Below are 22,718 nucleotides of genomic sequence, written 5' to 3' on the forward strand. Positions count from 1 at the left end.
CTATTGATTCAGGTCACTTGAAAGCCACTTGGAGTGCTGCCATTTTTCGGACCCTTGCCATGGACCGCTCCTGTATCAGGGTCAGTACAACGGTCAGGCTCATGAAGGCGGCGCTGGCCCAGAAAATGGCGTTGGGCTGACCTTGGTCGAGCAGCCAGCCGAACCCGACTGGCCCGATGGCGCCACCGATGTTGAAGCCGGTAGAGACGATGCCGAAGGTTTTGCCTTCAGCACCCTTCGGGGCAGCCGCCCGTACCAGCATGTCGCGGGACGGGGCGATCACTCCAGTCAGAAAGCCCGCAGCCCCCAGCACGATCAGCAGTGCGGGCTCGCTCAAGCGTGCCGTGGCGACCAGCAGCATCAGCACGGTGGCCAAGGCGAACGCGCTGGCCGCGACTACGCCATGGCGGCGAGTCCGGTCGGCCAATGCTCCCCCCGCCAGCACGCCGAAAGCGCTGGCAAAGAGGAAGGCGGTCAACGCCGAGTTGGCCCAAGTCAAGGCCACGCCCTGACCTTGCATCAGGGCGGCGACCGAGAACTTCTCAATCGCGCCGGTGCTCAGGTTCAGCAGCACGAACAACAGGGTCAGGCTGAGCACCATAGGCGAGAGCAGCGACAGGCGACTGGCGCCGATGGGTGTCGGCTCTGCAGCGGGATACACGTGAGTGACTCGGGCCAGTGCGGAGCCAGGGAGCAACAATAGCGCCAGCACGAAAAAGCCCACCAGGGCCGCAGCCGCGAAGGCCATGGGCAGGTTGCTCGCCATCGCGATACTCAGCAAAAACACCGGGGCCACGGCCGCGCCAAGGAACCCGGCAAAGGTATGCACGGAGAACGCCTTACCGATGTGGGCGGGGTCAATGTGGCGCGACAGCAGGGCGTAGTCGGCCGGGTGATAAATGGCGTTGGCGACACCGGCCAGCACCATGCCGATCAACAAACAGGTGTAGCCGGGCATGAGTGCAATCAGCAGGAAACTGCTGCTGCCCAGTGCCAGCGCGACCGAGAGCAAACGCCTGGCACCGTAGCGGTCCACGGCAAACCCCATGGGTGCCTGCACCAGCGCCGTAACGATATTGAACAGACTCAACGCCAGGCCCAGCTCCACATATTCCACGTTGAAAAAAGCCGGAAGCAAGGGGAATAGCGCCGCCAGCACCATGATGTGCAAATGACTGACAAAGTGTGCGGCGGCGACCTGAGGCAGCAACCCGATACGAATCGTCATGGCGAAACCCGTGTAGTGAGCATGGCAAATCCGGCGCAGAGCTTAATAAGGCGCCGGTCTTGCGCGATAGTCCATTACCGATGCGGCCACCAGACCACTTTTAATGGCGGCGATTTCACCACGCCTGCCCCCGCTTAGACGCGTGGCAAGGACTTTGGGTGCGGTGGTCTGCAACAACCGAGCGAACTGGTATGGTTGGCCGGCCCGTGGGCGGCTAGGGTAGTGCGGCGTGTTATCGGGCGTTTACAAAGGAGTGACCATGCCGCATTTCGCTTATCAGGAGGGCCACGCGCTGCCTGGGGTCAGTGGCGTTGCGCTGCCCCAGGTGGACGGGCAGGTGTGGCGCGCCATTGACGCCGAGCGCCAGCGCCAAGTGCAGTCAATCGAGCTGATCGCCGCTGAGAACGTGGTCAGTCGTGCGGTGCTCGAGGCCCAAGGGTCGGTACTGACCAACAAATATGCCGAGGGCTACGCAGGGCGTCGCTATTACGCCAGTTGCTGCAATGTCGATGCAATTGAAGAGCTCGCCATCGAACGGGCCAGGCAGCTGTTCAGCTGTGCCTATGCCAACCTGCAGCCTCATTCGGGCAGCCAGGCCAACCAGGCGGTGTTTCTGGCTCTGCTGGCGCCGGGGGACAAGATCCTCGGCCTTGACCTCAAGTCCGGTGGGCACCTGTCCCATGGTGCTGCGTTCAACTTGTCCGGGCGCTGGTTTCAGGCCCTCAGCTATGGCGTGCACCCGGTGACCCACAGGGTCGACATGGATCAGGTCGAGCAGATCGCCCGACAAGAACGTCCACGCCTGATCATCGCAGGGGCCTCGGCGTATTCACGAGCGCTGGATTTCGCCCGGTTTCGTGCGATTGCCGACGAGGTGGGTGCGTACCTGATGGCCGACATTGCCCACGTTGCAGGGCTGGTCGCAGGTGGTGCGTATCCGTCTCCTGTGCCGTTCGCCCATGTCACTACCCTCAGTACCCATGCCACATTGCGCGGCCCGCGTGGCGGGATGATCCTGTGTAATGAGCAGGCCATTGCGCAGAAGATCAATGCAGCGGTGTACCCCGGCCTGCAGGGCGCAGCACTGATGCATATCGTTGCAGCCAAGGCCGTGGCGCTGGGTGAGGCATTGCAACCGGCGTTCGGCGCTTACGCCCACGCCGTGGTCGCCAACGCCCAGGCCTTGTGCGGCCGATTGGCTGAAGGTGGGTTGTTGGTCGTGTCGGGAGGGACCGACTGTCACTTGGGGGTGATTGACCTGCGGCCGTGGGGCCTGGCGGGGAATGTCGCCGAACGAGCGCTGGAGGCAATCGGTATTACCGTGAACAAAAATGTGGTGCCCGGCGATGAGGTCAAGCCCACCGTGACGTCCGGGATTCGTCTCGGCAGTGCGGCGTGCACTTCGCGTGGCATGGGGGTCGATGAATTCAGAGAGATCGGCGACATGATTCTGGCCATGCTCGGTGGCGTACGCAGCGGTGCCCTTGACGGCCGCACTGAACGCTCGATTCGTGAAGGTATCAGCGACCTGACCAAGCGTTTCAGGCTGCCGTATTAACCGTCTGCGCTTTTTTGCAAAGGAAATCCGATGCCCGACATCATCCCCACCGGCCGCCTGGCGGCTACCCGCACGTCACGTTTCAGGTTGTTCACCACCGCCAAGCCGCAACCCGTCAGCACGGTTGAACACTCCATGCTGCCCCGGCGTGCGCGGATGGCCGTCCAGGCCCAGCAGTTGCTGATGAACTATGCGCTGGGCCATTAGATTTTCAGGGCGTTGGCCAGACGCAACATGGCGGCTTCTATTTCATACGCGGTCAGTGAGGAGTAACCCAGCAGCCAGCCCTGTTGCTTCGGTTCGCCCGCGTACAAGCCGCTGAGGCCGGACAGTTGCATACCGGCGGTGGCGGCCTGGCGGATGGTTTTTTCCTCGGACCATCCGGCTTTCAACAAGCAGGGGATTTGCAACCCGCCCGGCGGCAGTTCGGCGTTGACCACCGTGCTCAAGTACTTGCCGATGGCGTCGTGCATGATCGATCGGCGTCCGGCATATAGCTTGCGCATGGCCCGGACATGCGCGTTGTAATGGCCGTCCTCCATAAAGCGCGCCAGCGTCAGTTGCAGCGTTTGCGGAGTGTGGCCGTCCATCATGCTGCGCGCATAGGCAAAGGGCTTGACCAGTTCGCAGGGCAGCACCATGTATCCCATGCGCAGTCCGGGGTAGAGGGTTTTGCTGAACGTGCCGATGTAGAGCGTGCGCTGATACTTGTCCAGGCCTTGCACGCACGCCGTGGGTTGCCCGTCGTAATGGAACTCGCTGTCGTAGTCGTCCTCGATGATCCACTTGCCTTTTTGCGCCGCCCAATTGATCAACTCAAGACGCCGCTCCAGCGGCAATGTCGCGCCGGTGGGGTATTGGTGAGAGGGCGTGACATACACGCAATTGGCGCCGCTGCGGTCGGCGTACAACAGGTCGGTACGGATGCCCTGTTCATCGACATCAATGGGCATCACCTTGGTTTCGGCGATCTGGAAGGCCTTGCGGGCGCCATAGTAGCCGGGGTTTTCCATCAGGATAGGCTTGCCGGCGTCTACCAGCAATTGCGCGCACAGATACAACGCCTGACGCGTACTGCTCAAGACCAGTATCTGGTCGGGGGAGCATTTGGCGCCGCGTTCGAGGTTCAGGTAGGTGGCGATCGCTTTGCGCAGGGGCTCAGCCCCTTGTGGATCGCCATGCAGCAGCACGCTTGCGCGATAGTCCTTCATGACCTGGCGCTGCAAACGCTCCCAGACATCCGTCGGGAAACTGCGGGTTTCCGGCAGGCCGGTGGCGAATGCCTTGATGACTTGCTGATCGCGCACGCCGCCGGTGTCGAAAATCATGCGTCCGCGTTGGCTGAGTGCTGCGCCCGGTGCGGCGACGCTGCTCCTGATCTCCTGAGCCCTGAGGCGTCGGCGGCCAGCACCGCGCAATTCGACGCCCACCGTGTCGCAGACGTAACTGCCGGCGCCTTCGCGGCGCACGATAAACCCGTCCCGATGCAACTGCACATAAGCATTCTCAACGGTATCGCGGGCGCACCCCAGTGATTTGGACAGCACCCGCGTGGCGGGCAGTTTCAAGCCGGGGCCGAGGGCGCCGTCGAGAATCAGCGCACGCAATGCACGCTGGATCCGCTGATGCAGATCCAGCAGCTGAAATTCAGCGTCGTTGAGGCGCATCTTCAGGGTTTCCAGCTCGAAGGTCTTGGCCATGTGGTCTGCTCTCTTTCCATGAACTGGCAGGTAAAGGCAGGCCAGTTTATCCGTAGACTCTGGCCCTCGCTACTGCACCTTTACCTCGATTGATGACGCGAGGGCGAGCGTTCTCGAACAGGAGTTACTCAACCATGGCTCGGTCACACAACTTCAGTGCAGGCCCCACCGCGGTGCCGTTGGACGTCCTCACTCAGGCGCACGAGGAGTTTTTCGATTTTGCCGGCACCGGCATGTCGGTGATGGAAATCAGCCATCGTTCGCAGGTATTCATGGCGGTGGCCCGTGATGCCGAACGGGACCTGCGCGATATTCTCGGGGTGCCGCCCGCCTACAAAGTGCTGTTCCTGCAAGGCGGCGCCTCGTTGCAGTTCGCACAAGTGCCGATGAACCTGATCGGCGATAAAGGCACGGCGGATTACCTGCACACCGGCCTCTGGTCGGGCAAGGCGATCGAGGCCGCCCGGCGCTACTGCGATGTGCGCGTGGTTGCCAGCGCCCACGCGTCCGGTTTCGACCATGTCCCCCACGCCTCGGACTGGCGCCTTAACGCCGACGCCGCCTACCTGCACTACACCGAGAATGAGACGGTGCACGGCGTGCAGTTCATCGACACGCCCTCGAGCGACGCGCCGCTGGTATGCGATGCCTGTTCAAGCCTGCTGTCCAAGCCGATCGACATCGCCAGGCATGGGCTGGTGTATGCCGCCGCGCAGAAAAACATGGGCGTGGCCGGGTTGACGGTGGTCATCGTGGACCCGGCGTTGCTGGAGCGTTCCCATGCCTTTACCCCGGACATCCTCAACTACGCGCGCATCAGCGACGCGCAGTCGATGCTCAATACCCCTGCGACCTTCCCCTGGTACCTCACAGGCCTGACGCTCAAGTGGATCAAGCGCAGTGGCGGTCTGCAGGCCCTGCATCAGCGCAACCAGGCCAAGGCGCGAATGCTTTACCGCGCCATCGATGAAAGTGACGGGTTTTATCGCAACTCGGTGCAGGCACCCTATCGCTCCATCAATAACGTGCCCTTCCGCTTGGCAGAAGTGGCGCTGGAGAAGACCTTTTTGCGGCAAGCGGAGCAGGCCGGCCTCAACGGCCTCAAAGGCCACGTCAGCGTCGGCGGCCTGCGCGCCAGCCTCTACAACGCCGTTTCAGTGGCGGCGGTCGAAGCGCTGTGCGATTTCATGAGCGCCTTTGCACGTGAGCACGGCTGAGCCGACCACAAAAAGTGGTCTGGTCTGCTGCGTTAAAGCGTAGGGGTAAAACCCGCCATTCAACCGCTATAAATGACCGCCTACCAGCGGCCGGATGCATCGTCCAGCAAGGAGCCAAGACCTATGTCATCTACTCAATCCCTCTCGTCCCTGCGTCTGCGGGACCTGCTGCACCCGGTGGTTGCCGGGTTGATTTCGGTGATCGTCAATTACGGCGGCACCTTCATCCTGGTGTTTCAGGCCGCCAAGGTCGCAGGGCTCAGCCCCGAGCTGACGGCTTCGTGGGTCTGGTCTGTGTCGATCGGGGTAGGGGTGACCGGGCTGTTCCTCAGTTGGATGAGCCGCGAGCCGATCATCACCGCATGGTCGACCCCGGCGGCGGCATTTTTGATCGTCGCCCTGGCGACCACACCCTACGCCGAAGCCATTGGGGCGTACATGATTTCGGCTGCAGCGTTCGTGCTGCTGGGCGTATCCGGTTACTTTGAAAAAGCCGTCCGCCTGATCCCGCCGGGTGTAGCAGCGGGCTTGTTGGGCGGCATCTTGTTGCAGTTCGGCATCGGTGCGTTTGCCAGCATGAGCGTCGACCCGTTATTGGTCGGGGTGTTGATCGGCGCCTACATTCTGTTCAAGCGTTTAAGTGCGCGCTACGCGGTCGTCGGCATTCTGCTGCTGGGGCTTGGCTTTCTGCTGATGCAGGCACGCGTGGATTTCACAGGGCTGGCGCTGGAGTTTGCGACACCGGTGTTCACCCGCCCGGAGTTCTCGATCAATGCGTTGTTGAGCGTGGCGTTGCCGCTGTTTCTGATCACCCTTACCGGGCAGTACATGCCGGGCATGCTGGTGCTGCGCAGTGACGGCTTCAACACCAGTGCCAACCCGATCCTCAGCGTGACCGGGCTGGGTTCTCTGCTGATGGCGCCGTTCGGTTCTCATGCCTTCAACATCGCGGCCATTACCGCCGCTATCTGCACGGGCAAGGAAGCGTCGGAAGACCCGTCCCAACGCTGGATCGCAGGCGTGGCCGCGGGCATCTTCTACATTCTGGTGGGGATCTTCGGCGTAACCCTGGCGGCGGTGTTCATGGCCTTCCCGGCGACCTTCATCACCACCCTGGCCGGGCTGGCTCTGCTGGGCACACTCGGCGCGAGCCTGGCCAATGCCATGGCGGACGTGAAATCGAGGGAAGCGTCGCTGATCACGTTCCTGGCCTGCGCGGCCAATATCACCTTGCTGGGCATCGGTGGCGCGTTCTGGGGTCTGGTCATCGGCCTGGCCGCCTATGTCGTACTCAATGGGCAGTTGCCGCGTCGTGAAAAGACTGCAGGCCCACAGGCCGAACCGGTTGCAGTGTCTACCAAGGGAGCAGCCAACTGATGCCTGATCAAACCGAAGACCTCAACATCCTGCATGCGCGCCATGGTCGTTACCCACAGGCCGACAGTGTCGAAGACTTTCGCCGCAACCTGGCCGCCGTGCAGCAACGCATTGTCCAAGCGTGCCATCGGGTAGGGCGGGATCCGGCCGGTGTGCGCTTGCTGCCGGTCAGTAAAACCTTTGATGAAGCTCATCTGCGTCTGGCCTATGCCGCCGGTTGCCGCCTGTTGGGCGAGAACAAGGTGCAGGAAGCACAGCGCAAGTGGGAAGCCATGACCGACCTGCAAGACTTGCAATGGTCGGTGATCGGCCACTTGCAGACCAACAAGGCCAAGCAGGTCGCGCGCTTCGCCAGTGAATTCCAGGCCCTGGACAGCCTGCGGGTGGCCGAGGCGCTGGACCGTCGCCTGCGCATTCTGGATCGGCAGATGGACGTGTTCGTTCAGGTCAATACCTCCGGCGAAGCCAGCAAGTACGGGCTGGCGCCCGATGACGTGGCGGCTTTCCTTGAGGCAATGCCAGCGTTCCCGACGCTGCGGGTTCGCGGGTTGATGACGCTGGCGCTGTTCTCGGCCGACGCGCTGCGGGTACGCCCTTGCTTCGTCCGGCTGCGTGAATTGCGCGACCGGTTGCGTCATTGCGCCCCTGACGGGGTGTCGCTGCAAGAGTTGTCGATGGGCATGTCGGGTGATTTTGAAGTCGCCATTGAAGAGGGCTCGACCGTGGTGCGCGTCGGGCAGGCGATCTTCGGTGCCCGAGCCATGCCGGATGCGTATTACTGGCCGACCGCTGATGCCCGCCCTCCCATTGAAGACACGTTGTTATCGATCACACCCAGCCGTTGATCCCCCTCTACAGGAGGCCCGCAATGTCCGCTGTACCCGCTTACCTCATGCACACCTCAGCCCGACAACCGGTTTCGTTCAGCCGAGGCCAGGGCGCCTCGTTGTGGGACACCGAGGGTGTTGAATACCTGGATGCCATCGCCGGCGTGGCGGTGACGAGCCTGGGGCATGCCAACCCCGAAATTGCCGCGGCCATCGCCGAACAGGCCTCGGTGTTACTGCACACGACCAACATGTTTCGCATCCCATGGCAGGAGCAATTGGGCGAACGACTGTGCCTGTTATCGGGCATGCAACGGGCGTTTTTCTGCAACTCCGGAGCGGAGGCCAACGAGGCGGCGCTCAAACTGGCCCGCCTGCATGCCAACGCGCGGCAGGTGGCCCAGCCGCAAGTATTGGTGATGGAAAACAGTTTTCACGGGCGCACCCTGGCCACTCTCGCCGCCACCGGCAACCCCGCCGTGCATCGCGGCTTCGAGCCCCTGATGCCGGGCTTTGTGCGGGTGCCTTTCGACAACATCGAGGCGATTCGCCAGATCGCGGCGCAGTCTCCCGATATCGTCGCGGTGCTCGTCGAGCCGGTGCAGGGTGAGGGGGGCGTGCACGCCGCCTCTGCCGGCTACCTGCAGGCCCTGCGCCAAGTGTGTGATGAACACGACTGGCTGATGATGATCGATGAAGTGCAGACCGGGCTGGGCCGCACCGGTACCTGGTTTGGCTTTGAGCATGCGGACATCAAGCCGGACGTCATTACCCTGGCCAAAGCGCTGGGCAACGGTTTCCCCATCGGCGCATGCCTGGCGCGGGGCAAGGCCGCCCAGCTGTTTTCCCCCGGCCACCATGCGTCCACGTTCGGCGGTAACCCGCTGGCGTGCCGCGTGGGCTGCACAGTGCTGGACATCATGCAGCGCGATCACATCCCGCAACGCGCCGCAGCGTCGGGCCGCCGCTTGTTGGCGGCCTTGAAGCTCGCGCTGGGCAACCATCCTCAGGTGGTGTCCGTTCGCGGCATCGGCTTGATGATCGGCATTGAACTCAATGGCCCGTGCGCCGAACTGGTCGGCCGGGCCCGTGAAGAACAACGTCTGCTGATCACCGTCACACGCGGCAACACCGTGCGCCTGTTGCCGCCGCTGATCTGCGATGACGCACAGATCGACGACATCGCCGCGCGCATCACCCGCCTGCTGTCACCCGCCGCTTGAATTCTTGACCAAGGACACTTTGCCCATGTACGACTCGACGCTGACCCTCCACGCTTTCGATCCTGAGCTGTATGAATCGATTCAAAACGAAGAGCATCGCCAGGAAGACCATATCGAGCTGATCGCCTCGGAAAACTATGCCAGCCCGCTGGTCATGAAAACCCAGAGCACGGTGCTCACCAACAAGTACGCCGAAGGCTACCCCGGCAAGCGCTATTACAGCGGTTGCGAGTACGTCGATGTGGCCGAGCGGCTGGCCATCAAGCGGGTCAAGGCCCTGTTCGATTGCGACTACGCCAACGTGCAACCCCATGCGGGCGCCCAGGCCAACGCGGCGGTCTTCCTGGCGCTGATCAACCCCGGTGATACGGTGATGGGTATGAACCTGGCCCAGGGCGGTCACTTGACCCACGGCAACCCGGCCAATTTTTCGGGGCGTCACTACACCATCGTGCCTTACGGACTGGACCCGAAAACCGGCTTTCTCGACTATGACGAGATGGAGCGAATCGCACTGCAGACACGCCCAAAAATGCTGATCGGTGGTTTTTCTGCGTATTCGCGGTACAAGGACTGGGCACGCATGCGCAGCATTGCCGACAAGGTCGGGGCTATTTTCTGGGTCGATATGGCCCACGTCGCCGGGCTGGTCGCCGCGGGCGAATACCCAGACCCGCTGCCCCATGCGCATGTGGTCACCAGCACCACACACAAAACCCTGCGTGGGCCACGCGGCGGTTTGATTTTGTCCAAGGGACAGGATGAAGCTTTCTACAAAAAGCTTGATTCCGCTGTGTTTCCCGGCGTGCAGGGCGGGCCGCTGATGCACCAGATCGCGGCCAAGGCCGTGGCGTTCAAGGAAGCGCTTGCGCCTGAGTTCAGCATCTACCAGACCCAAGTGGTCATCAACGCTCGGGCCATGGCCGGGGTGTTGCAGAAGCGCGGGTACAAGATCGTCTCGGGCGGCACCGACAACCACATGATGCTGATCGACCTGTCCGACAAGCCCTACACCGGCAAGGAGGCAGACGCGGCCCTGAGCAATGCCTATATCACCGCCAACAAAAACTCGGTACCGAATGACCCGCGCTCACCGTTTGTGACATCCGGCCTTCGTATCGGTACCCCGGCGGTGACCACCCGCGGGTTTGGCGTGGAAGCCTGCGAGCAAGTGGCCGGCTGGTTATGCGACATACTGGACGCCCTGGAAAACGGAAGCAGTGACAAGGTCGGGCACCACGTGCGCGAACAGGTTGTCGCGCTGTGCCGTCGTTTTCCGGTCTATCGCTGAGTCTGGCCCGGCCATTGCCTGATCGGGTGGTGGCCTGGTATTAACTGTTTTATCAGGCGACCCCTTTGGCCACGCCCACGCACCATTGACCTGGCAATTGCCCACAATCCTCCAAAGCCGCATCCAGATGCCAGGACAACAGGCGCTTGCGACTCTAATAAATTGATCATTGTGATCAATTCGCTTTACGCCCAATGTACCGGGACGGCAATGTTGATGTTTCACTGCTCGCATGACTGACTGTCAGGGCGGCATCAAGCCCAGTGCGACAGTTCTGATTCACAAAATTCAACACTCCAACAATCGCAGCTTCGGCTGCGATTGTTGTGTCCGACCCGGGGGATTTTCATGGACCGCTTCCAGGAAATGCACATCTTCATCACCATCGCTCAAGAGCAGGGTTTCTCTGCCGCTGCGCGGCGGCTGGGGTTGTCGGCGGCGAGTGTGACGCGGGCGGTGGCGGCGCTGGAGCTGCGGATCGGTACGCAGTTGTTGGTGCGGACCACGCGCAGCGTGCATCTGACCGAAGCCGGTCAGCGTTATCTGGACGACTGTCGGCGGATTCTGCTGGAAGTGCAGGAAGCTGAGGATTCGGCGGCGGGCAGCCATGCGCAGCCGCGCGGGCAATTGACGGTGACGGCGCCGGTGTTGTTTGGCGAGCTGTTCGTGACGCCGCTGATGGCGGCGTATCTGACGCAGTATCCGGACGTTTCGATCAATGCGCTGTTGCTCGATCGGGTGGTGAGCATGGTCGAGGAGGGCATTGATGTGGCGGTGCGCATCGGTGAACTGCCGGACAGCAGTCAGCATGCGATTCGCGTCGGCGAGGTGCGGCGCGTGGTGTGTGGTTCGCCGCTATACCTGGCGCAACATGGTCGGCCGCAACATCCGCAGGCGCTGTCCGCAATGCCGGTGGTGGCGACTTCTGCTGCCTGGCAGCCACGCAACTGGCCGTTTCTGGAACACGGCGAACCGTTGCTCGTGCGCCCTGAGCCGCGGCTGGTGGTAACTGCTAACCAGGCGGCTATCACGGCGGCCTGTCTCGGCCTGGGGTTGACGCGGGTACTGTCGTATCAAGTGGCAAGCAAGGTGGCGGCCGGCGAACTGGAGATCGTCCTCGCCGAGTTCGAGCTGCCGGCATTGCCCATTCATGTTGTCTATCAGGGCGGACGCAAGGCTGCAGCACGGGTGCACAGTTTCGTCGACTTCACCGTGCAGGCCTTGCGCGAGCACCCGGCCCTGCAGAACGCAGCGTTATTACACCCAGTGAAATAATCGATTGCGGTTGCTGGTTATTCTGTTGTTTTGAACAAACGTGGAAGATTGCTGCCATCGGTGACGTCAACTCGGACGCCACCCTCACCCAGCGGAGTCGACCATGCAAGCGATCAAACTCTACAACTTCCCGCGTTCCGGCCATGCCCACCGCGTCGAGCTGATGTTGTCCCTGTTGCAGTTGCCGACCGAGCTGATTTTCGTCGATCTGGCGAAAGGCGAGCACAAGCAGCCTGCCTATCTGGCGATCAACAGTTTTGGTCAGGTGCCGGCCATCGATGACGGCGGCGTGGTGCTCGCCGACTCCAACGCGATTCTGGTGTACCTGGCGCAAAAATACGGCAACGGGCGTTGGTTGCCGGCCGACCCTGTCGGTGCGGCGCGGGTGCAGCGCTGGTTGTCCGCCGCGGCCGGCCCGATTGCCTTTGGCCCCGCGGCCGCGCGTTTGGTGACAGTGTTTGGTGCCCACTTGAACGCTAAAGAAGCGATCGCCCGTGCGCACAATCTGCTCAAGGTAATGGATGTCGAGTTGGGCAAAACTGCGTTCCTGGCCGGCGCCGAACCGAGCATTGCCGACGTTTCCGCCTACAGCTATATCGCCCACGCGCCGGAGGGCAATGTCTCGCTGGACGACTATGGCAACGTTCGCGCCTGGCTGGCCCGGGTCGAAGCCTTGCCCGGTTTCGTCGGCATGCCGCGCACGATCGCCGGTCTGCAAACTTCAGCCTGACAGGCGCAGGGGGGGAATCGTGATGGAACGTTCACCTTGGCACGCCGGCGAGCAGCAGTTGCAGTCCCATGCAGGAGTGGCTGAACGCATGGAAGCGTTCGGACGCAAAGTCATTCGCAGCTGGATGCCGGATCAGCACCGCGAATTCTACCGGTAATTGCCATTCATGCTGCTCGGCTGTCGGCATCACGCCGTTGCTGTCGATGTTGCGCGAGGTGGTTTATCAAGGGCTGCGCACGCGCGGGATCCGCCCGACATTGTTGCTGCAAAGTTCGCGCAGCCTCGCCGATCAGCCGTTTCGTCAGGAACTGGACCGCTTGCTCGAGCGCTCCGGTGAGGCCGTGCGGGTCCTGCGCTTGCTCAGCCAACCGGAGGCCGATGCGCACGAGGGCGAAGATTTCGATCTGACTGTGCGTATCGATGGCCCCGTGTTGCGTAATCTGCTCGACGTCGACGATTTCGACCAGATCGACTTCGTGCTCTGTGGTCCCGGCGGTTTCACTCAGGGGCTGTACGACAGCCTGCGTGAACTGGATGTGCGGGACGCACATATTCATGCGGAAACCTTCGGCCCGTCGACCTTGAAACGCCAAGCGGATGCGGATGCGATCGTCATCGAACAACCGCCAGCAGCGACCACTTCGGTGCCGGTGGTGTTCGAGCGCTCGGCGAAAGAGGCGCGTTGGCAGCCAGAGGGCGGCAGCCTGTTGGAACTGGCGGAAAGCCGCGGATTGCGCCCGGAATTCAGTTGCCGCGGCGGTTCGTGTGGCACCTGCAAGACCCGCCTGGTCAGTGGTGCGGTAAATTATCCACAGGTGCCGGCGGAGATTCCCGAAGCGGGGCATGTGCTTATTTGCTGTGCGGTGCCGGCGCAGAGTGCACAGCCGCTGGTGCTGGATCTCTAAAGCGCACCCATCGGAACCTTGTGGGAGTGAGCCCGCTCGCGAATGCGGACTGCCAGTAAAGACTTCAGCGGCTGACTTGACGCTTTCGCGAGCAGGCTCGCTCCCACAGGGTGAATGTGTTTCGACCTGAATCAAGCGTAGGACAGGGCCTTTTCTTCCAGCAGTTCCTGATACAGCGCTGTCCACTTGCGACCCATGTCATCGGCGGTGAATAGCTGCCGGTATCGCGCCTCGGCCTTGAGACCCATGGCCGCGGCACGATCCGGGTTGTCCCAGAGCGTGCGCATCGCCTCGCGAAATGCCTGTGGATGACTGGGTGGCACTACCAGTCCGGTTTCGTTGTGGATATTGATGTAGCTGGTACCGGTGCCAATCTCGCTGGAAATCATCGGTTTGCCGTACATCGCTCCTTCCAGCAGCGAAATACCAAACGCTTCCGAGCGCAGATGAGACGGGAAGACGATGGCGTAGCTCAATTGCAGCAGCGCCACCTTGTCTTCATCACCCAGACGTCCGAGAAAGTGAACGTTGCGCAGGCCCAATGCCTGCGCCTGGGCATGCAGTTCCAGCTCCAGCGGACCGGCGCCGACAATCACCACCGGATAGTCGACGTCTTTCATGGCGTCGAGCAGGATGTGCAAGCCTTTGTAATAACGCATCACGCCGACGAACAGAAAAAACTTATCCCCAAGGTGCTGGCGCCAGCGATTCATGCGCTCGCTGTCAGCCTGTGGATAACCGGCCTTGTTCAAGCCGTAGGGGATGACCCGGGTCTTGTCTTGAAATTGCTGCAGCACATCGCTGGTGTGCAGGTAGTTCGGCGAGGCCGCGACGATGCGATCGGCGCTGGCGAGAAAGCGGTTCATCAGCGGTCGGTAGAGTTTGAGCAGGTGTTTCTGGCGGATGATGTCCGAGTGGTAGGTGACCACGCTCGGTTTGTTCAGGGCACTGGCGAAATGCACCAGGTCCATGAACGGCCACGGGAAGTGGTAATTGACCACGTCGGCTTCAGCGGCCAATTCGCGAAACTGCTTGAACACGCTCCAGGAAAAACCGGTGGAGGCGAACTGAATATCCAGGCGCGCCCGGTGGACTTCATGCTGACCCAATTGCACCACCGCCGGCGTCGGGTCGGCGCTGAGCGTCAGGACCTGGCCGTCAATGCCATGCTGGGCACCGCTCTCGCAGAGCTGGAAGATGACTTGCTCGATGCCACCGACCGAGTCCGGCAGGTACGTCTTGAAAAAATGAAGAACTCGCATTCAACCTCCCATGGCCTGGCGGTAGGCACCGGCCGTGGCCTGTGCACAACGTTCCCAGGAAAACAGCCGTGCCTGCTGCAATCCGGCGTGTCGGCATGCCTGCCAATGCGCGTGATCGTCGATCAGCCGGCTCAGCGCATCACGCAAGCCTTCTGCATCGTCAGCTTCAATGTAGTTGCCCGCCGGGCCCGCGACTTCCGGCATGGCCGAAGCGTCAGTGAGCACCACCGGTGTACCGCTGGCCATGGCCTCCAGTACCGGCAGACCAAATCCCTCATACCGCGACGGAAAAATCAGCGCCTTGGCGCCAGCCAACAATTGCGCTACCTGTTCATCGGGCAAATAACCGAGCAGGCACACATGTCCGCTGGCCAGCGCCTGACGCAGGGGGTCGTTGAACTGCTCGCGTTGCCACCCGGCCATGCCCACGATCAGCAGCGGAAAGCGCTGGCGCACGGTTTCGGGTAACAGCGCGTGAGCGCGCAAGGCCAGGCCGAGGTTTTTGCGCGGCTCCAGCGTGCCCACACAGAGGAAATATTCGCGCGCCGTCACCGCATGGGCCTTGAGCACTGCATCAATGGCGCTCGCTTCGCGCGGATGAAAGCGTTCGGCGACCCCCAGCGGCGCCACCACAAAACGTTCGGCAGGCAGGGCGAAATAGTCTTGGGCTTCGTCGGCAATGGCTTGCGAGTCGGTGAGAATCACGTGTGCCTGCTGCACGCCCAGGGCCAGTCGCCGCTCGATCTCCTTGAGCCGTGCCGGTGGCTGGGTCTGCGGGAAATGCAGATGAGTCAGATCATGCAGGGTGATTACCGTCGGGCCGTCGAAGGCCAGCGGCCACAGGCTCGGCTCGTGATAAAGGTCGATGCCTTGCGCGCGGCCCTGATCGAAGCGTTTCTGCTCCAGCCAGCGGCGCGCCTGATACGCCCCGGGGATCTGCCGCAGCAGCGGTGTCAGACGCGAGTAACCAGGCATGGCCGCTTGCGGCAGCACCGAGCTCCAGCCCCAGCCATGGAACAGCGTCACCTCAACGTCGGGCTCGTTGCGCAAGGCGTTGACCAGTCCAGCCACGTAATGGCCGATGCCGGTGCGCGGCGCCTGCAGAATCCGCGCGTTAAGAGCAATGCGCATGCTGACCTTCAAGCGCTGGCAGGGCAGGGTTGAGGTGACGTTCGATACGCTCGACCAATTGTGCGCTTGCCTCGCGCCAGCTCAGCCAGCGCCAGTGTTCCAGGCTCAATGGCGCCGGGAAGACTCGGGTGCGCTCCATGTCGATCAGCAGATCGGTCAGGCTCTGCGGGTCGGCGAGGTTGAAATAGGCCATGTAATCGCCACCGATTTCGCGAAACACCGGAATATCGCTACCCATCGCCGGCAAGCCGCGTTGCATGGCTTCTACCAGCGGCAGGCCGAAGCCTTCGACGTGGGACGGGAACACCAGTGCCGTAGCGTGGGAGTAGGCGTGCTCCAGGCTTTTGTCCGAGAGTTCGTTAAACATGAACAAGCGTCGGTTCAATTCGGGGTGCTGGCGGATGCGTTCGATCAGCGCCTCGCACTTCCAGCCGATCTTGCCGACGATGCATAACCTGGCGTTGCCGCCTGCGGCCCAGGCACGTTCGAACGCATCAAGCAGATAAGCATGGTTTTTGCGCGGCTCGATGGTGCTGACCATGAGAAACACCGGCTGCGGTTTTTCAAACATCTTCAGCAAGTTCCGGTCGACGGCAACGTCGGCAGCACTCAAATCCAGTTCCGAGCCCAGGTGGAAATAATCGAACCAGCGGTGTGCGACCTGTTGTGCGCCGATCCTGCGCAGCATTTCCTCGCGCACCTGATCGCGAATGGTGGTCGAGATCGCCACATAGCCGTCGGCGGTGCGGGCGATCCAGTCGAACCAGTCGTTGAAGACCTTGACCAGTCCGGCGTCGCAGAACTGTGGGTGAGTCAATGGAATAAGGTCATAAATGACCGACACGATGCCCACGCCGTCACGTTTGAGTTGTTCGGCCAACGGGAAAAAATTCGCGTGCCAGGACGAGTCGAGCAGCACCAGTTGATCGCCGGCCCGGTGCGCCAGTGGCACGCAGCGTTGCGGAATCTGCTGGCCCCTGAGCACCCGATCGAGCAGGCGCATCGGCACACTGAAACAGGCGAGTGCCGTGAGCCGGCAGCCGACGTAAAGCACCCGGCGGGCAAAGTGTGACTGACTGAAGGGACGCCGCCGCTCCACGGCGCGATGGCGTAGCCAGAAGCCGTTTCTCCATTGCTCCAGCTTCACCCGCAGGCCGGTCAGATCGAGCTTCGGCGACTTCAACGGTGCCAGGCTTTTTACCTCATACAGGCCGCCATTGATCATCACCACCGGGATGCATTGGGTTTTTTCGTTGGGCGGCGGCAGTTGCTGAATGACGTTACGCACCACCCGCTGAATGCCCGAGTTGGCGGTGGGGTGTTCGAAGACGTAAGTGCATTCAACCAACAATCGCGTCATCGCAGCATCTCCGTATCCGGCGCTTGTTCAAGGTGGTCACTGCTTCGGCTGATGGCGGTCTGCGCCTGGAGCCACGAGCAGCCGACAAAATCTTCCTGGCGGTTGTTGATCACGTGGAAGACCAGCCCGTAGTCGCGCCATTCGTAATTGCGGTCCAGGTGCGAGTCCAGGCGCGAGAGGCTCAGGGCCACCGAATAATTGCCCTTGCCCAGGCGCATGTCGAAGGCGAAACGGAAGGTCACGCGCTCGCCGGCGGTCAGGTCGGTGACGGCCTTGTCCAGTCGGTGGGTGTTGATCCCATAGATCGCCTGGCCCAGGCGATCCTTGATCATGAAGCCCAGCACCAGACGCTCGATGTCCTGACGCACTTCGGTCTGCACCTCCAGCACCACGGGCTGGCCGACCTCGGCCACTTCCAGACTGCGGCCCTGCGCATCAAGCAAGCGCACACTGACGATGCCGGCCTCACCCGTACCGGAAATGGTTTGCACCTGTCCGTTGGCGAGCATTTCCTGGCGCACGGTCTGGCCTTCGCGCTGGGCGAGCATGGCGTTGTAGTAGTCCATGACTTCTTCCGGCTTGCCGCGCATGGCCAGACGACCGTTTTCCAGGAGGATGGCCGTGTCGCAGATCGACTGAATGGCGGAACGATCATGGGAGACGATCAACAGGGTCGTGCCGGCTTTGCGAAAGCTGCGGATGCGGTCGAAGCTTTTGTGTTGGAAATAGGCATCGCCCACCGACAACGCCTCGTCGACGATCAGGATGTCCGGACGTCGCGCGGTCGCGACGCTGAACGCCAGGCGCATCTGCATCCCGCTGGAATAGGTGCGTACGGGGTGATCGATGGCCTCGCCGATTTCGGCAAAGTGCTCGATTTGCGGCATCAACGCTTCGATCTCTTCGACCTGCATGCCCAGCAACTGCCCGGCCATGAACGCGTTCTGGCGGCCGGTGAAGTCTGGGTGAAAGCCCATGCCCAGTTCGAGCAAGGCGGCCACGCGGCCTTGCAGTTGAATCTGTCCACGGGTCGGTTGCGTGGTACCGGTGATCATTTTCAGCAGGGTGCTTTTACCCGCGCCGTTGACACCGACGATGCCCACGGCTTCACCGGGTTTGATCTCGAAATCGACGTCTTGCAGGATCCAGTGCAAGTGATGGCGGGGCCGTGAGAACGGCACCAGCCACTCCAGCAGGCGGCTCCAGCGATTGGGGTATTGCTTGTAGGCCTTGGCCAGGCCCGTGACGCGTATATGTCCCATCAGAGTTCGTCCACCATTTCACCGACACGCTGACGAAACAGGCGCAGGGCCATGGCACAGCACAGCAGGCCGAGGATCAGCAGCGGCAACAGGGAATGCCAGTCGGGCCATTGGTTGTAGAGGAAAACGTTCTGGTAGCTGGTCATCAGCGCTGTCATCGGGTTGAGGCCGATAAGGTGCTGGATGCCGGGGGGGAGAATCGACAGCGGATAAACGATCGGGGTCAGCCAGAACCAGAATTGCAGGCAGATGCCGAACATCTGCCCGACATCACGAAAGAACACATTGAGGACGCCGAGCAACATGCCCAGTCCGGCGGCAAACAGTACTTGCAACATCAGCAACGGTATCAGCGCCAGCAACGCCATGCCGGGCAGACGTCCGCTGATCAACAGGAAACCGAAAAACAGGCCCAGGATGATTGCAAAATTGACCCCGGCATTGAGCAGCGTAATGACCGGCAGGCAAATGCGCGGGAAGCTGATTTTCTTCAACAGGTTGGCATTTTCCAGAAACATGCTCTGGCTGCGCGTAGTGATCTCGGCGAACAGGCCCCAGGTCAACAGGCCTGCGCACAGGTACACGCTGTAGGCCAGGCCATCCTCTACGCCGGGCAGGCGGGCGCGCATGATCTGAGAAAAGATCACGGTATACACCACGATCATCGATAACGGATTGAGTACCGTCCACAGCGCACCGAACAGCGAATTGCGATAGCGCGTCTGGAATTCGCGCTTGACGCTGCCGAAGATGAATCCGCGGTAGCTGCGCAGCGAGCGGTAAAGGGAAAGCAGCATTCAGACCGTCCTGCCGTATTGGTCTTCGAAGCGGACGATATCGTCCTCTCCCAGGTATTCGCCGCTCTGCACTTCGATGATCACCAGATCGATCACGCCGGGGTTTTCCAGACGATGCTTGTGGCCGGCGGCGATGAATGTCGATTCGTTCTTGGCGACCAGCGTCGTGCCGGAGCCGTTGTTAGTGACCTTGGCCATGCCTTCGACGACCACCCAGTGTTCATTGCGATGGTGGTGCATCTGCAGCGACAGCTTGCCGCCGGGCTTGACCACGATGCGCTTGATCTTGAAGCGCGGACCTTCCTCAAGCACGGTGTAGGTGCCCCACGGGCGGCTGACCGTGCGGTGCAGGCGATAGGCCTCGTGGGATTTGTCCTTGAGTTGCCTGGCGACGCGGCGCACGTCCTGGGCGCGGTCGGCATGCGCTACCAGCACCGCATCGGCGGTGTCGACGATGATCAGGTTGTCCACACCGACGGTGGCCACCAGGCGCCCGTCGCTCTGGACGAAGTTGTTATGGCTGTCGATGAAAATCGCTTCGCCGTTGGCGCGATTGTTGTCGGCATCGGCCGGTATCAGCGCGGCGACGGCGCCCCACGAACCGATATCGCTCCAGTCGAAGCCGGCGGGCACCACGACGACTTTGTCGGAACGTTCCATCAACGCGTAGTCGATGGAGATATCGGTGATTTCAGCGAACAGCGCCGGCGCCAGTTCCTGTTGCAGACAACCGGCGTTTTCCACCGGAGCGCTGGCGGCCATGCACGCTCGGGTCTGCTCCAGCAGCTCGGGCGCATGCACTTGCAGCTCGGCAATCAGCGTCGCGGTGGTAAAGCAGAACATGCCTGAGTTCCACAGAAAGTCGCCGCTTTCCAGGTAGTGCGTGGCGGTTTGCAGGTCCGGCTTCTCGACGAAGCGCTGGACTTTCGCCGCGCCCCTGGCATCGAGTGGCGCGCCGGTCTCGATATAACCGAAGCCGGTTTCCGGTGCGGTCGGGATCACGCCGAAGGTCACCAGATAACCGTCTTTCGCCAGATTTACGGCATGTTCGACGGCGCTTTTCAGCGCGTCCTGATTGACGATCAGATGGTCGGCGGGCATCACCACCATAATCGCGTCGTCACCGTGCAAGGCTTGCAATGAGAGCGCTGCCGCGGCAATGGCGGGAGCCGTGTTGCGTCCGCTCGGCTCCAGCAGGAAGTGGCCGCGATGGCGTGATACCTGAGCCGCGCAATAGTGATCCTTGCTCTGGAAGTAGTACTCGCGGTTGGTCACCGTGACAATGTCGCCCCAGCCGTCGAGCAGCGCGGCAGCCCGCTGGTAGGTCTTGCCCAGCAGCGACTGGCCGTCGGGCAGAATCATGAACGGCTTGGGGTGGCCCTCGCGGGACACCGGCCATAAACGGGTGCCGGCACCGCCGGACAGAATCACGGGAATCAGCATGGCCTACTCCTTGGCAACGCGTTGCATGTCCGCATCCATCATCATGCGGATCAAGGTGTCCAGGTCGGTTTTCGGTTTCCAGCCCAGCACGCGCTGGGCCTTGGCCGGGTTGCCGAGCAGCACTTCGACTTCCGCCGGCCGGAAGAACGCCGGGTCGATCTTGACGTAGTCGCGGTAATTGAGGCCGACATGATCGAAAGCGATGCGGCACATCTCGCGCACCGTGGTGGTGACGCCGGTGGCGACCACATAGTCGTCAGGCTTGTCCTGTTGCAGCATCAGCCACATGGCTTCGACGTAATCGCCGGCAAAGCCCCAGTCGCGTTTTGCGTCGATGTTGCCCAGGGCCAGCGTCTGCTGTTTGCCCTGCTTGATGCGTGCGGCGGCATCGGTGACTTTGCGGGTAACGAATTCGATGCCGCGCAGTGGCGATTCATGGTTGAAGAGGATGCCGCTGCTGGCGTGCAGGTTGAAGCTTTCGCGGTAGTTGACGGTGATCCAGTGACCATACAACTTGGCCACGCCGTAAGGGCTGCGCGGGTAGAACGGGGTGTTCTCGTCCTGCTGCTCAGCCTGGATCAGGCCGAACATTTCGCTGGTCGAGGCCTGATAAAAGCGCGTGTGCGGGCTGAACTGGCGGATCGCTTCGAGCAAGTGGGTGACGCCCAGGCCATCGACGATGCCGGTGGTCACCGGTTGATCCCAGGACGCGGCGACAAAACTCTGCGCGGCGAGGTTATAGACCTCGTCCGGCGCAGACTTGATGACCGCGCGCTGGACCGAGCAGGCATCGGCCATGTCGCCGTCCAGATAGACGATGTCGGCTTCGACCCCCATCTCGCGCAGGCGCCAGCGCGAATCGCTGCTGCGTCGTGCCACCAGGCCGTGGACCTTGTAGCCCTTGTCCAGCAGCAGTTTGGCCAGATACGCGCCGTCCTGACCGGTGATCCCTGTGATCAATGCACTTTTTGTCATTCTTGTCGTACTCGCGTCTCCCAGTCGGACAGAATCGCCCGCAGGGATTGTTGTGTGGTGATGGCCGGCGACCATCCGGTGGTTTTCGCCAGTCTGGCGTGGCTGCCGCAAACGCGGCGCTGCTCGGCACGGCGCATGCGCGCCGGGTCCTGAACCAGTTGCACTTCGACTTCGGCCAGATCAGCCAATTGCTCGATCAGGCTGCGGATGCTTTGCTCACGGCCCGAGCAGATGTTGTAGACCTGCCCCGGCGTGGCGTTTTCCAAGAGTGCGAGGTAGGCCGAAACCACGTCGCTGACATCAAGAAAATCGCGGGTCACGTCGATATCGCCGACTTCCAGTTGTGGCGCCTGCAGACCCTGTTTGATGCGGCAGATCTGCCGGGCGGCACTGGCGATGACGAAGCTGTCCTTCTGCGCGGTGCCGATGTGGTTGAACGGCCGCGCGACCAACACCGGCCAGGCTTCGCTCAGGCCCCATTGCAGCGTAAGAAATTCCGCCGCGAGTTTGCTCACTGCATAGGGATTGCGCGGCAGGGGCGCTTGTTGCTCGGTGATCGGCAGGGCGCTGGTTTCGACCTGACCGTAAACATCGCCCGAGCTGACATACAGGAAGGTGCCGCAAAAGCCACGCGCCTTTAGCGCCTGCAATAGATTGAGGGTACCGAACAGATTGATGTCGAGGGTGCGGGCCGGGTCGCGAAAGGCTTCCGGCACGAAGGTCTGGCCGGCCAGATGTATGACCGCGTCCGGCATTTGTGGCCATAGATCAGTGAGGCTGCCGACATCCGTGAGGTCGTAAGAGGCGGCGGCAGGCAGCAGCTCCCACGACGAGTCGGGCAAGGCCAGACGTGATTGAAGATGTTGCCCCACGAAGCCACTGAGGCCCGTGACGAACAGACGCTTTTTCAAACAGCGACCCCTTGGTCTTTGACTTGCGCCAGTTTCCCACAGGCTTTGTGGGAAACGTCTGTCTGACCGATAGAAAGGTCCGACAGGAAAACAGGCGAAGTCGTTGTTGTAGTTGTTTGGTTGCCAATCTGTGCCAATTGCGCGGCAATTTCAACAGGGCAAACCGTGACCGGTCAGTTCTCGTCAGCGTAGTCCGATTTATTCTTGTCGGGCGGTTCCCGGATCGTTGATGGATGTGTTTAGAAT

At 61.6% G+C, this 22,718-nt stretch carries 20 protein-coding genes and 1 pseudogene; 11 read left to right on the top strand and 10 right to left on the bottom strand.

What is annotated here, in order from left to right; genetic code table 11:
- Nucleotides 1-13 precede the first annotated feature (13 nt).
- Nucleotides 14-1,228 carry an MFS transporter gene (locus tag HU739_RS17750; protein WP_186546210.1) on the bottom strand — a complete coding sequence of 405 codons (1,215 nt, stop codon included), beginning with the start codon at nucleotides 1,226-1,228 and terminating at the stop codon, nucleotides 14-16.
- A 259-nt stretch (nucleotides 1,229-1,487) separates the two neighbouring features.
- On the opposite strand from HU739_RS17750, the gene HU739_RS17755 reads away from it, so the two are divergent.
- Nucleotides 1,488-2,786, top strand: coding sequence for a serine hydroxymethyltransferase (locus tag HU739_RS17755; RefSeq protein ID WP_186546209.1), 1,299 nt, complete (start codon nucleotides 1,488-1,490; stop codon nucleotides 2,784-2,786).
- Between the two features lie 30 nt (nucleotides 2,787-2,816).
- Nucleotides 2,817-2,993, top strand: coding sequence for a hypothetical protein (locus tag HU739_RS17760; protein ID WP_186546208.1), 177 nt, complete (start codon nucleotides 2,817-2,819; stop codon nucleotides 2,991-2,993).
- On the opposite strand, the gene pdxR is transcribed toward HU739_RS17760, so the two are convergent.
- On the bottom strand, nucleotides 2,990-4,486 hold the full coding sequence (gene pdxR / locus HU739_RS17765; protein WP_186546207.1) for a MocR-like pyridoxine biosynthesis transcription factor PdxR: 1,497 nt from the start codon (nucleotides 4,484-4,486) through the stop codon (nucleotides 2,990-2,992). The genes HU739_RS17760 and pdxR overlap by 4 nt on opposite strands.
- Before the next feature lie 134 nt (nucleotides 4,487-4,620).
- On the opposite strand from pdxR, the gene serC reads away from it, so the two are divergent.
- The 9 genes and pseudogenes from serC to HU739_RS17805 form a co-directional block, all read left to right on the top strand.
- Nucleotides 4,621-5,703, top strand: a complete 1,083-nt coding sequence (gene serC / locus HU739_RS17770; RefSeq protein WP_186546206.1) for a 3-phosphoserine/phosphohydroxythreonine transaminase — start codon at nucleotides 4,621-4,623, stop codon at nucleotides 5,701-5,703.
- Between the two features lie 123 nt (nucleotides 5,704-5,826).
- Nucleotides 5,827-7,080, top strand: coding sequence for a benzoate/H(+) symporter BenE family transporter (locus HU739_RS17775; RefSeq protein ID WP_186546205.1), 1,254 nt, complete (start codon nucleotides 5,827-5,829; stop codon nucleotides 7,078-7,080).
- Nucleotides 7,080-7,925 carry a YggS family pyridoxal phosphate-dependent enzyme gene (locus HU739_RS17780; protein WP_186546204.1) on the top strand — a complete coding sequence of 282 codons (846 nt, stop codon included), beginning with the start codon at nucleotides 7,080-7,082 and terminating at the stop codon, nucleotides 7,923-7,925. The genes HU739_RS17775 and HU739_RS17780 overlap by 1 nt, the downstream gene beginning before the upstream one ends.
- 23 nt (nucleotides 7,926-7,948) lie before the next feature.
- Nucleotides 7,949-9,130 (top strand): aspartate aminotransferase family protein, encoded by a 1,182-nt coding sequence (locus tag HU739_RS17785; protein WP_186546203.1) that lies wholly within the window; start codon nucleotides 7,949-7,951, stop codon nucleotides 9,128-9,130.
- Nucleotides 9,131-9,155: 25 nt separating this feature from the next.
- Nucleotides 9,156-10,421 carry a serine hydroxymethyltransferase gene (gene glyA, locus HU739_RS17790; RefSeq protein ID WP_186546202.1) on the top strand — a complete coding sequence of 422 codons (1,266 nt, stop codon included), beginning with the start codon at nucleotides 9,156-9,158 and terminating at the stop codon, nucleotides 10,419-10,421.
- A gap of 348 nt (nucleotides 10,422-10,769) precedes the next feature.
- Nucleotides 10,770-11,696, top strand: a complete 927-nt coding sequence (locus HU739_RS17795; protein ID WP_186546201.1) for a LysR family transcriptional regulator — start codon at nucleotides 10,770-10,772, stop codon at nucleotides 11,694-11,696.
- Nucleotides 11,697-11,799: 103 nt separating this feature from the next.
- On the top strand, nucleotides 11,800-12,426 hold the full coding sequence (locus HU739_RS17800; protein WP_186546200.1) for a glutathione S-transferase family protein: 627 nt from the start codon (nucleotides 11,800-11,802) through the stop codon (nucleotides 12,424-12,426).
- 22 nt (nucleotides 12,427-12,448) lie between these two features.
- On the top strand, nucleotides 12,449-12,583 hold the full coding sequence (locus tag HU739_RS26915; protein ID WP_264082155.1) for a hypothetical protein: 135 nt from the start codon (nucleotides 12,449-12,451) through the stop codon (nucleotides 12,581-12,583).
- A 16-nt stretch (nucleotides 12,584-12,599) separates the two neighbouring features.
- Nucleotides 12,600-13,331: pseudogene (locus tag HU739_RS17805) on the top strand (flavin reductase family protein); the annotation flags it as partial.
- 131 nt (nucleotides 13,332-13,462) lie between these two features.
- Here the strand turns inward: HU739_RS17805 and HU739_RS17810 are convergent.
- From HU739_RS17810 to HU739_RS17845, 8 genes are read right to left on the bottom strand one after another with little or no spacing between them, the layout of a single operon-like run.
- Nucleotides 13,463-14,593 carry a glycosyltransferase family 4 protein gene (locus tag HU739_RS17810; protein ID WP_186546199.1) on the bottom strand — a complete coding sequence of 377 codons (1,131 nt, stop codon included), beginning with the start codon at nucleotides 14,591-14,593 and terminating at the stop codon, nucleotides 13,463-13,465.
- Nucleotides 14,594-15,724, bottom strand: coding sequence for a glycosyltransferase family 4 protein (locus tag HU739_RS17815; protein ID WP_186546198.1), 1,131 nt, complete (start codon nucleotides 15,722-15,724; stop codon nucleotides 14,594-14,596). It abuts the gene before it with no gap.
- On the bottom strand, nucleotides 15,708-17,084 hold the full coding sequence (locus tag HU739_RS17820; protein WP_186546197.1) for a glycosyltransferase family 4 protein: 1,377 nt from the start codon (nucleotides 17,082-17,084) through the stop codon (nucleotides 15,708-15,710). The genes HU739_RS17815 and HU739_RS17820 overlap by 17 nt, the downstream gene beginning before the upstream one ends.
- A complete protein-coding gene (locus HU739_RS17825; protein ID WP_186546196.1) occupies nucleotides 17,081-18,346 on the bottom strand; it encodes an ABC transporter ATP-binding protein in 1,266 nt (421 codons plus the stop codon). Before HU739_RS17825 ends, HU739_RS17820 begins: the two co-directional genes overlap by 4 nt.
- A complete protein-coding gene (locus HU739_RS17830) occupies nucleotides 18,346-19,143 on the bottom strand; it encodes an ABC transporter permease (protein ID WP_186546195.1) in 798 nt (265 codons plus the stop codon). Before HU739_RS17830 ends, HU739_RS17825 begins: the two co-directional genes overlap by 1 nt.
- Nucleotides 19,144-20,586, bottom strand: coding sequence for a mannose-1-phosphate guanylyltransferase/mannose-6-phosphate isomerase (locus tag HU739_RS17835; RefSeq protein WP_186546194.1), 1,443 nt, complete (start codon nucleotides 20,584-20,586; stop codon nucleotides 19,144-19,146).
- A gap of 3 nt (nucleotides 20,587-20,589) precedes the next feature.
- Nucleotides 20,590-21,561, bottom strand: a complete 972-nt coding sequence (gene gmd / locus HU739_RS17840; RefSeq protein WP_186546193.1) for a GDP-mannose 4,6-dehydratase — start codon at nucleotides 21,559-21,561, stop codon at nucleotides 20,590-20,592.
- The gene (locus HU739_RS17845; RefSeq protein ID WP_186546192.1) at nucleotides 21,558-22,472 is read right to left on the bottom strand and encodes a GDP-mannose 4,6-dehydratase; all 915 of its coding nucleotides are present in this window, start codon (nucleotides 22,470-22,472) and stop codon (nucleotides 21,558-21,560) included. The genes gmd and HU739_RS17845 overlap by 4 nt, the downstream gene beginning before the upstream one ends.
- Nucleotides 22,473-22,718: the final 246 nt, after the last annotated feature.

It is taken from the genome of Pseudomonas hamedanensis (assembly GCF_014268595.2).
Classification (GTDB): Bacteria; Pseudomonadota; Gammaproteobacteria; order Pseudomonadales; family Pseudomonadaceae; genus Aquipseudomonas; species Aquipseudomonas hamedanensis.

Bases quoted from the DNA above. Each gene is read 5' to 3' on its own strand.
- HU739_RS17750 (WP_186546210.1), bottom strand. From the start codon at position 1,228: ATGACGATTCGTATCGGGTTGCTGCCTCAGGTCGCCGCCGCACACTTT.
- HU739_RS17755 (WP_186546209.1), top strand. From the start codon at position 1,488: ATGCCGCATTTCGCTTATCAGGAGGGCCACGCGCTGCCTGGGGTCAGT.
- HU739_RS17760 (WP_186546208.1), top strand. From the start codon at position 2,817: ATGCCCGACATCATCCCCACCGGCCGCCTGGCGGCTACCCGCACGTCA.
- pdxR (WP_186546207.1), bottom strand. From the start codon at position 4,486: ATGGCCAAGACCTTCGAGCTGGAAACCCTGAAGATGCGCCTCAACGAC.
- serC (WP_186546206.1), top strand. From the start codon at position 4,621: ATGGCTCGGTCACACAACTTCAGTGCAGGCCCCACCGCGGTGCCGTTG.
- HU739_RS17775 (WP_186546205.1), top strand. From the start codon at position 5,827: ATGTCATCTACTCAATCCCTCTCGTCCCTGCGTCTGCGGGACCTGCTG.
- HU739_RS17780 (WP_186546204.1), top strand. From the start codon at position 7,080: ATGCCTGATCAAACCGAAGACCTCAACATCCTGCATGCGCGCCATGGT.
- HU739_RS17785 (WP_186546203.1), top strand. From the start codon at position 7,949: ATGTCCGCTGTACCCGCTTACCTCATGCACACCTCAGCCCGACAACCG.
- glyA (WP_186546202.1), top strand. From the start codon at position 9,156: ATGTACGACTCGACGCTGACCCTCCACGCTTTCGATCCTGAGCTGTAT.
- HU739_RS17795 (WP_186546201.1), top strand. From the start codon at position 10,770: ATGGACCGCTTCCAGGAAATGCACATCTTCATCACCATCGCTCAAGAG.
- HU739_RS17800 (WP_186546200.1), top strand. From the start codon at position 11,800: ATGCAAGCGATCAAACTCTACAACTTCCCGCGTTCCGGCCATGCCCAC.
- HU739_RS26915 (WP_264082155.1), top strand. From the start codon at position 12,449: ATGGAACGTTCACCTTGGCACGCCGGCGAGCAGCAGTTGCAGTCCCAT.
- HU739_RS17810 (WP_186546199.1), bottom strand. From the start codon at position 14,593: ATGCGAGTTCTTCATTTTTTCAAGACGTACCTGCCGGACTCGGTCGGT.
- HU739_RS17815 (WP_186546198.1), bottom strand. From the start codon at position 15,724: ATGCGCATTGCTCTTAACGCGCGGATTCTGCAGGCGCCGCGCACCGGC.
- HU739_RS17820 (WP_186546197.1), bottom strand. From the start codon at position 17,084: ATGACGCGATTGTTGGTTGAATGCACTTACGTCTTCGAACACCCCACC.
- HU739_RS17825 (WP_186546196.1), bottom strand. From the start codon at position 18,346: ATGGGACATATACGCGTCACGGGCCTGGCCAAGGCCTACAAGCAATAC.
- HU739_RS17830 (WP_186546195.1), bottom strand. From the start codon at position 19,143: ATGCTGCTTTCCCTTTACCGCTCGCTGCGCAGCTACCGCGGATTCATC.
- HU739_RS17835 (WP_186546194.1), bottom strand. From the start codon at position 20,586: ATGCTGATTCCCGTGATTCTGTCCGGCGGTGCCGGCACCCGTTTATGG.
- gmd (WP_186546193.1), bottom strand. From the start codon at position 21,561: ATGACAAAAAGTGCATTGATCACAGGGATCACCGGTCAGGACGGCGCG.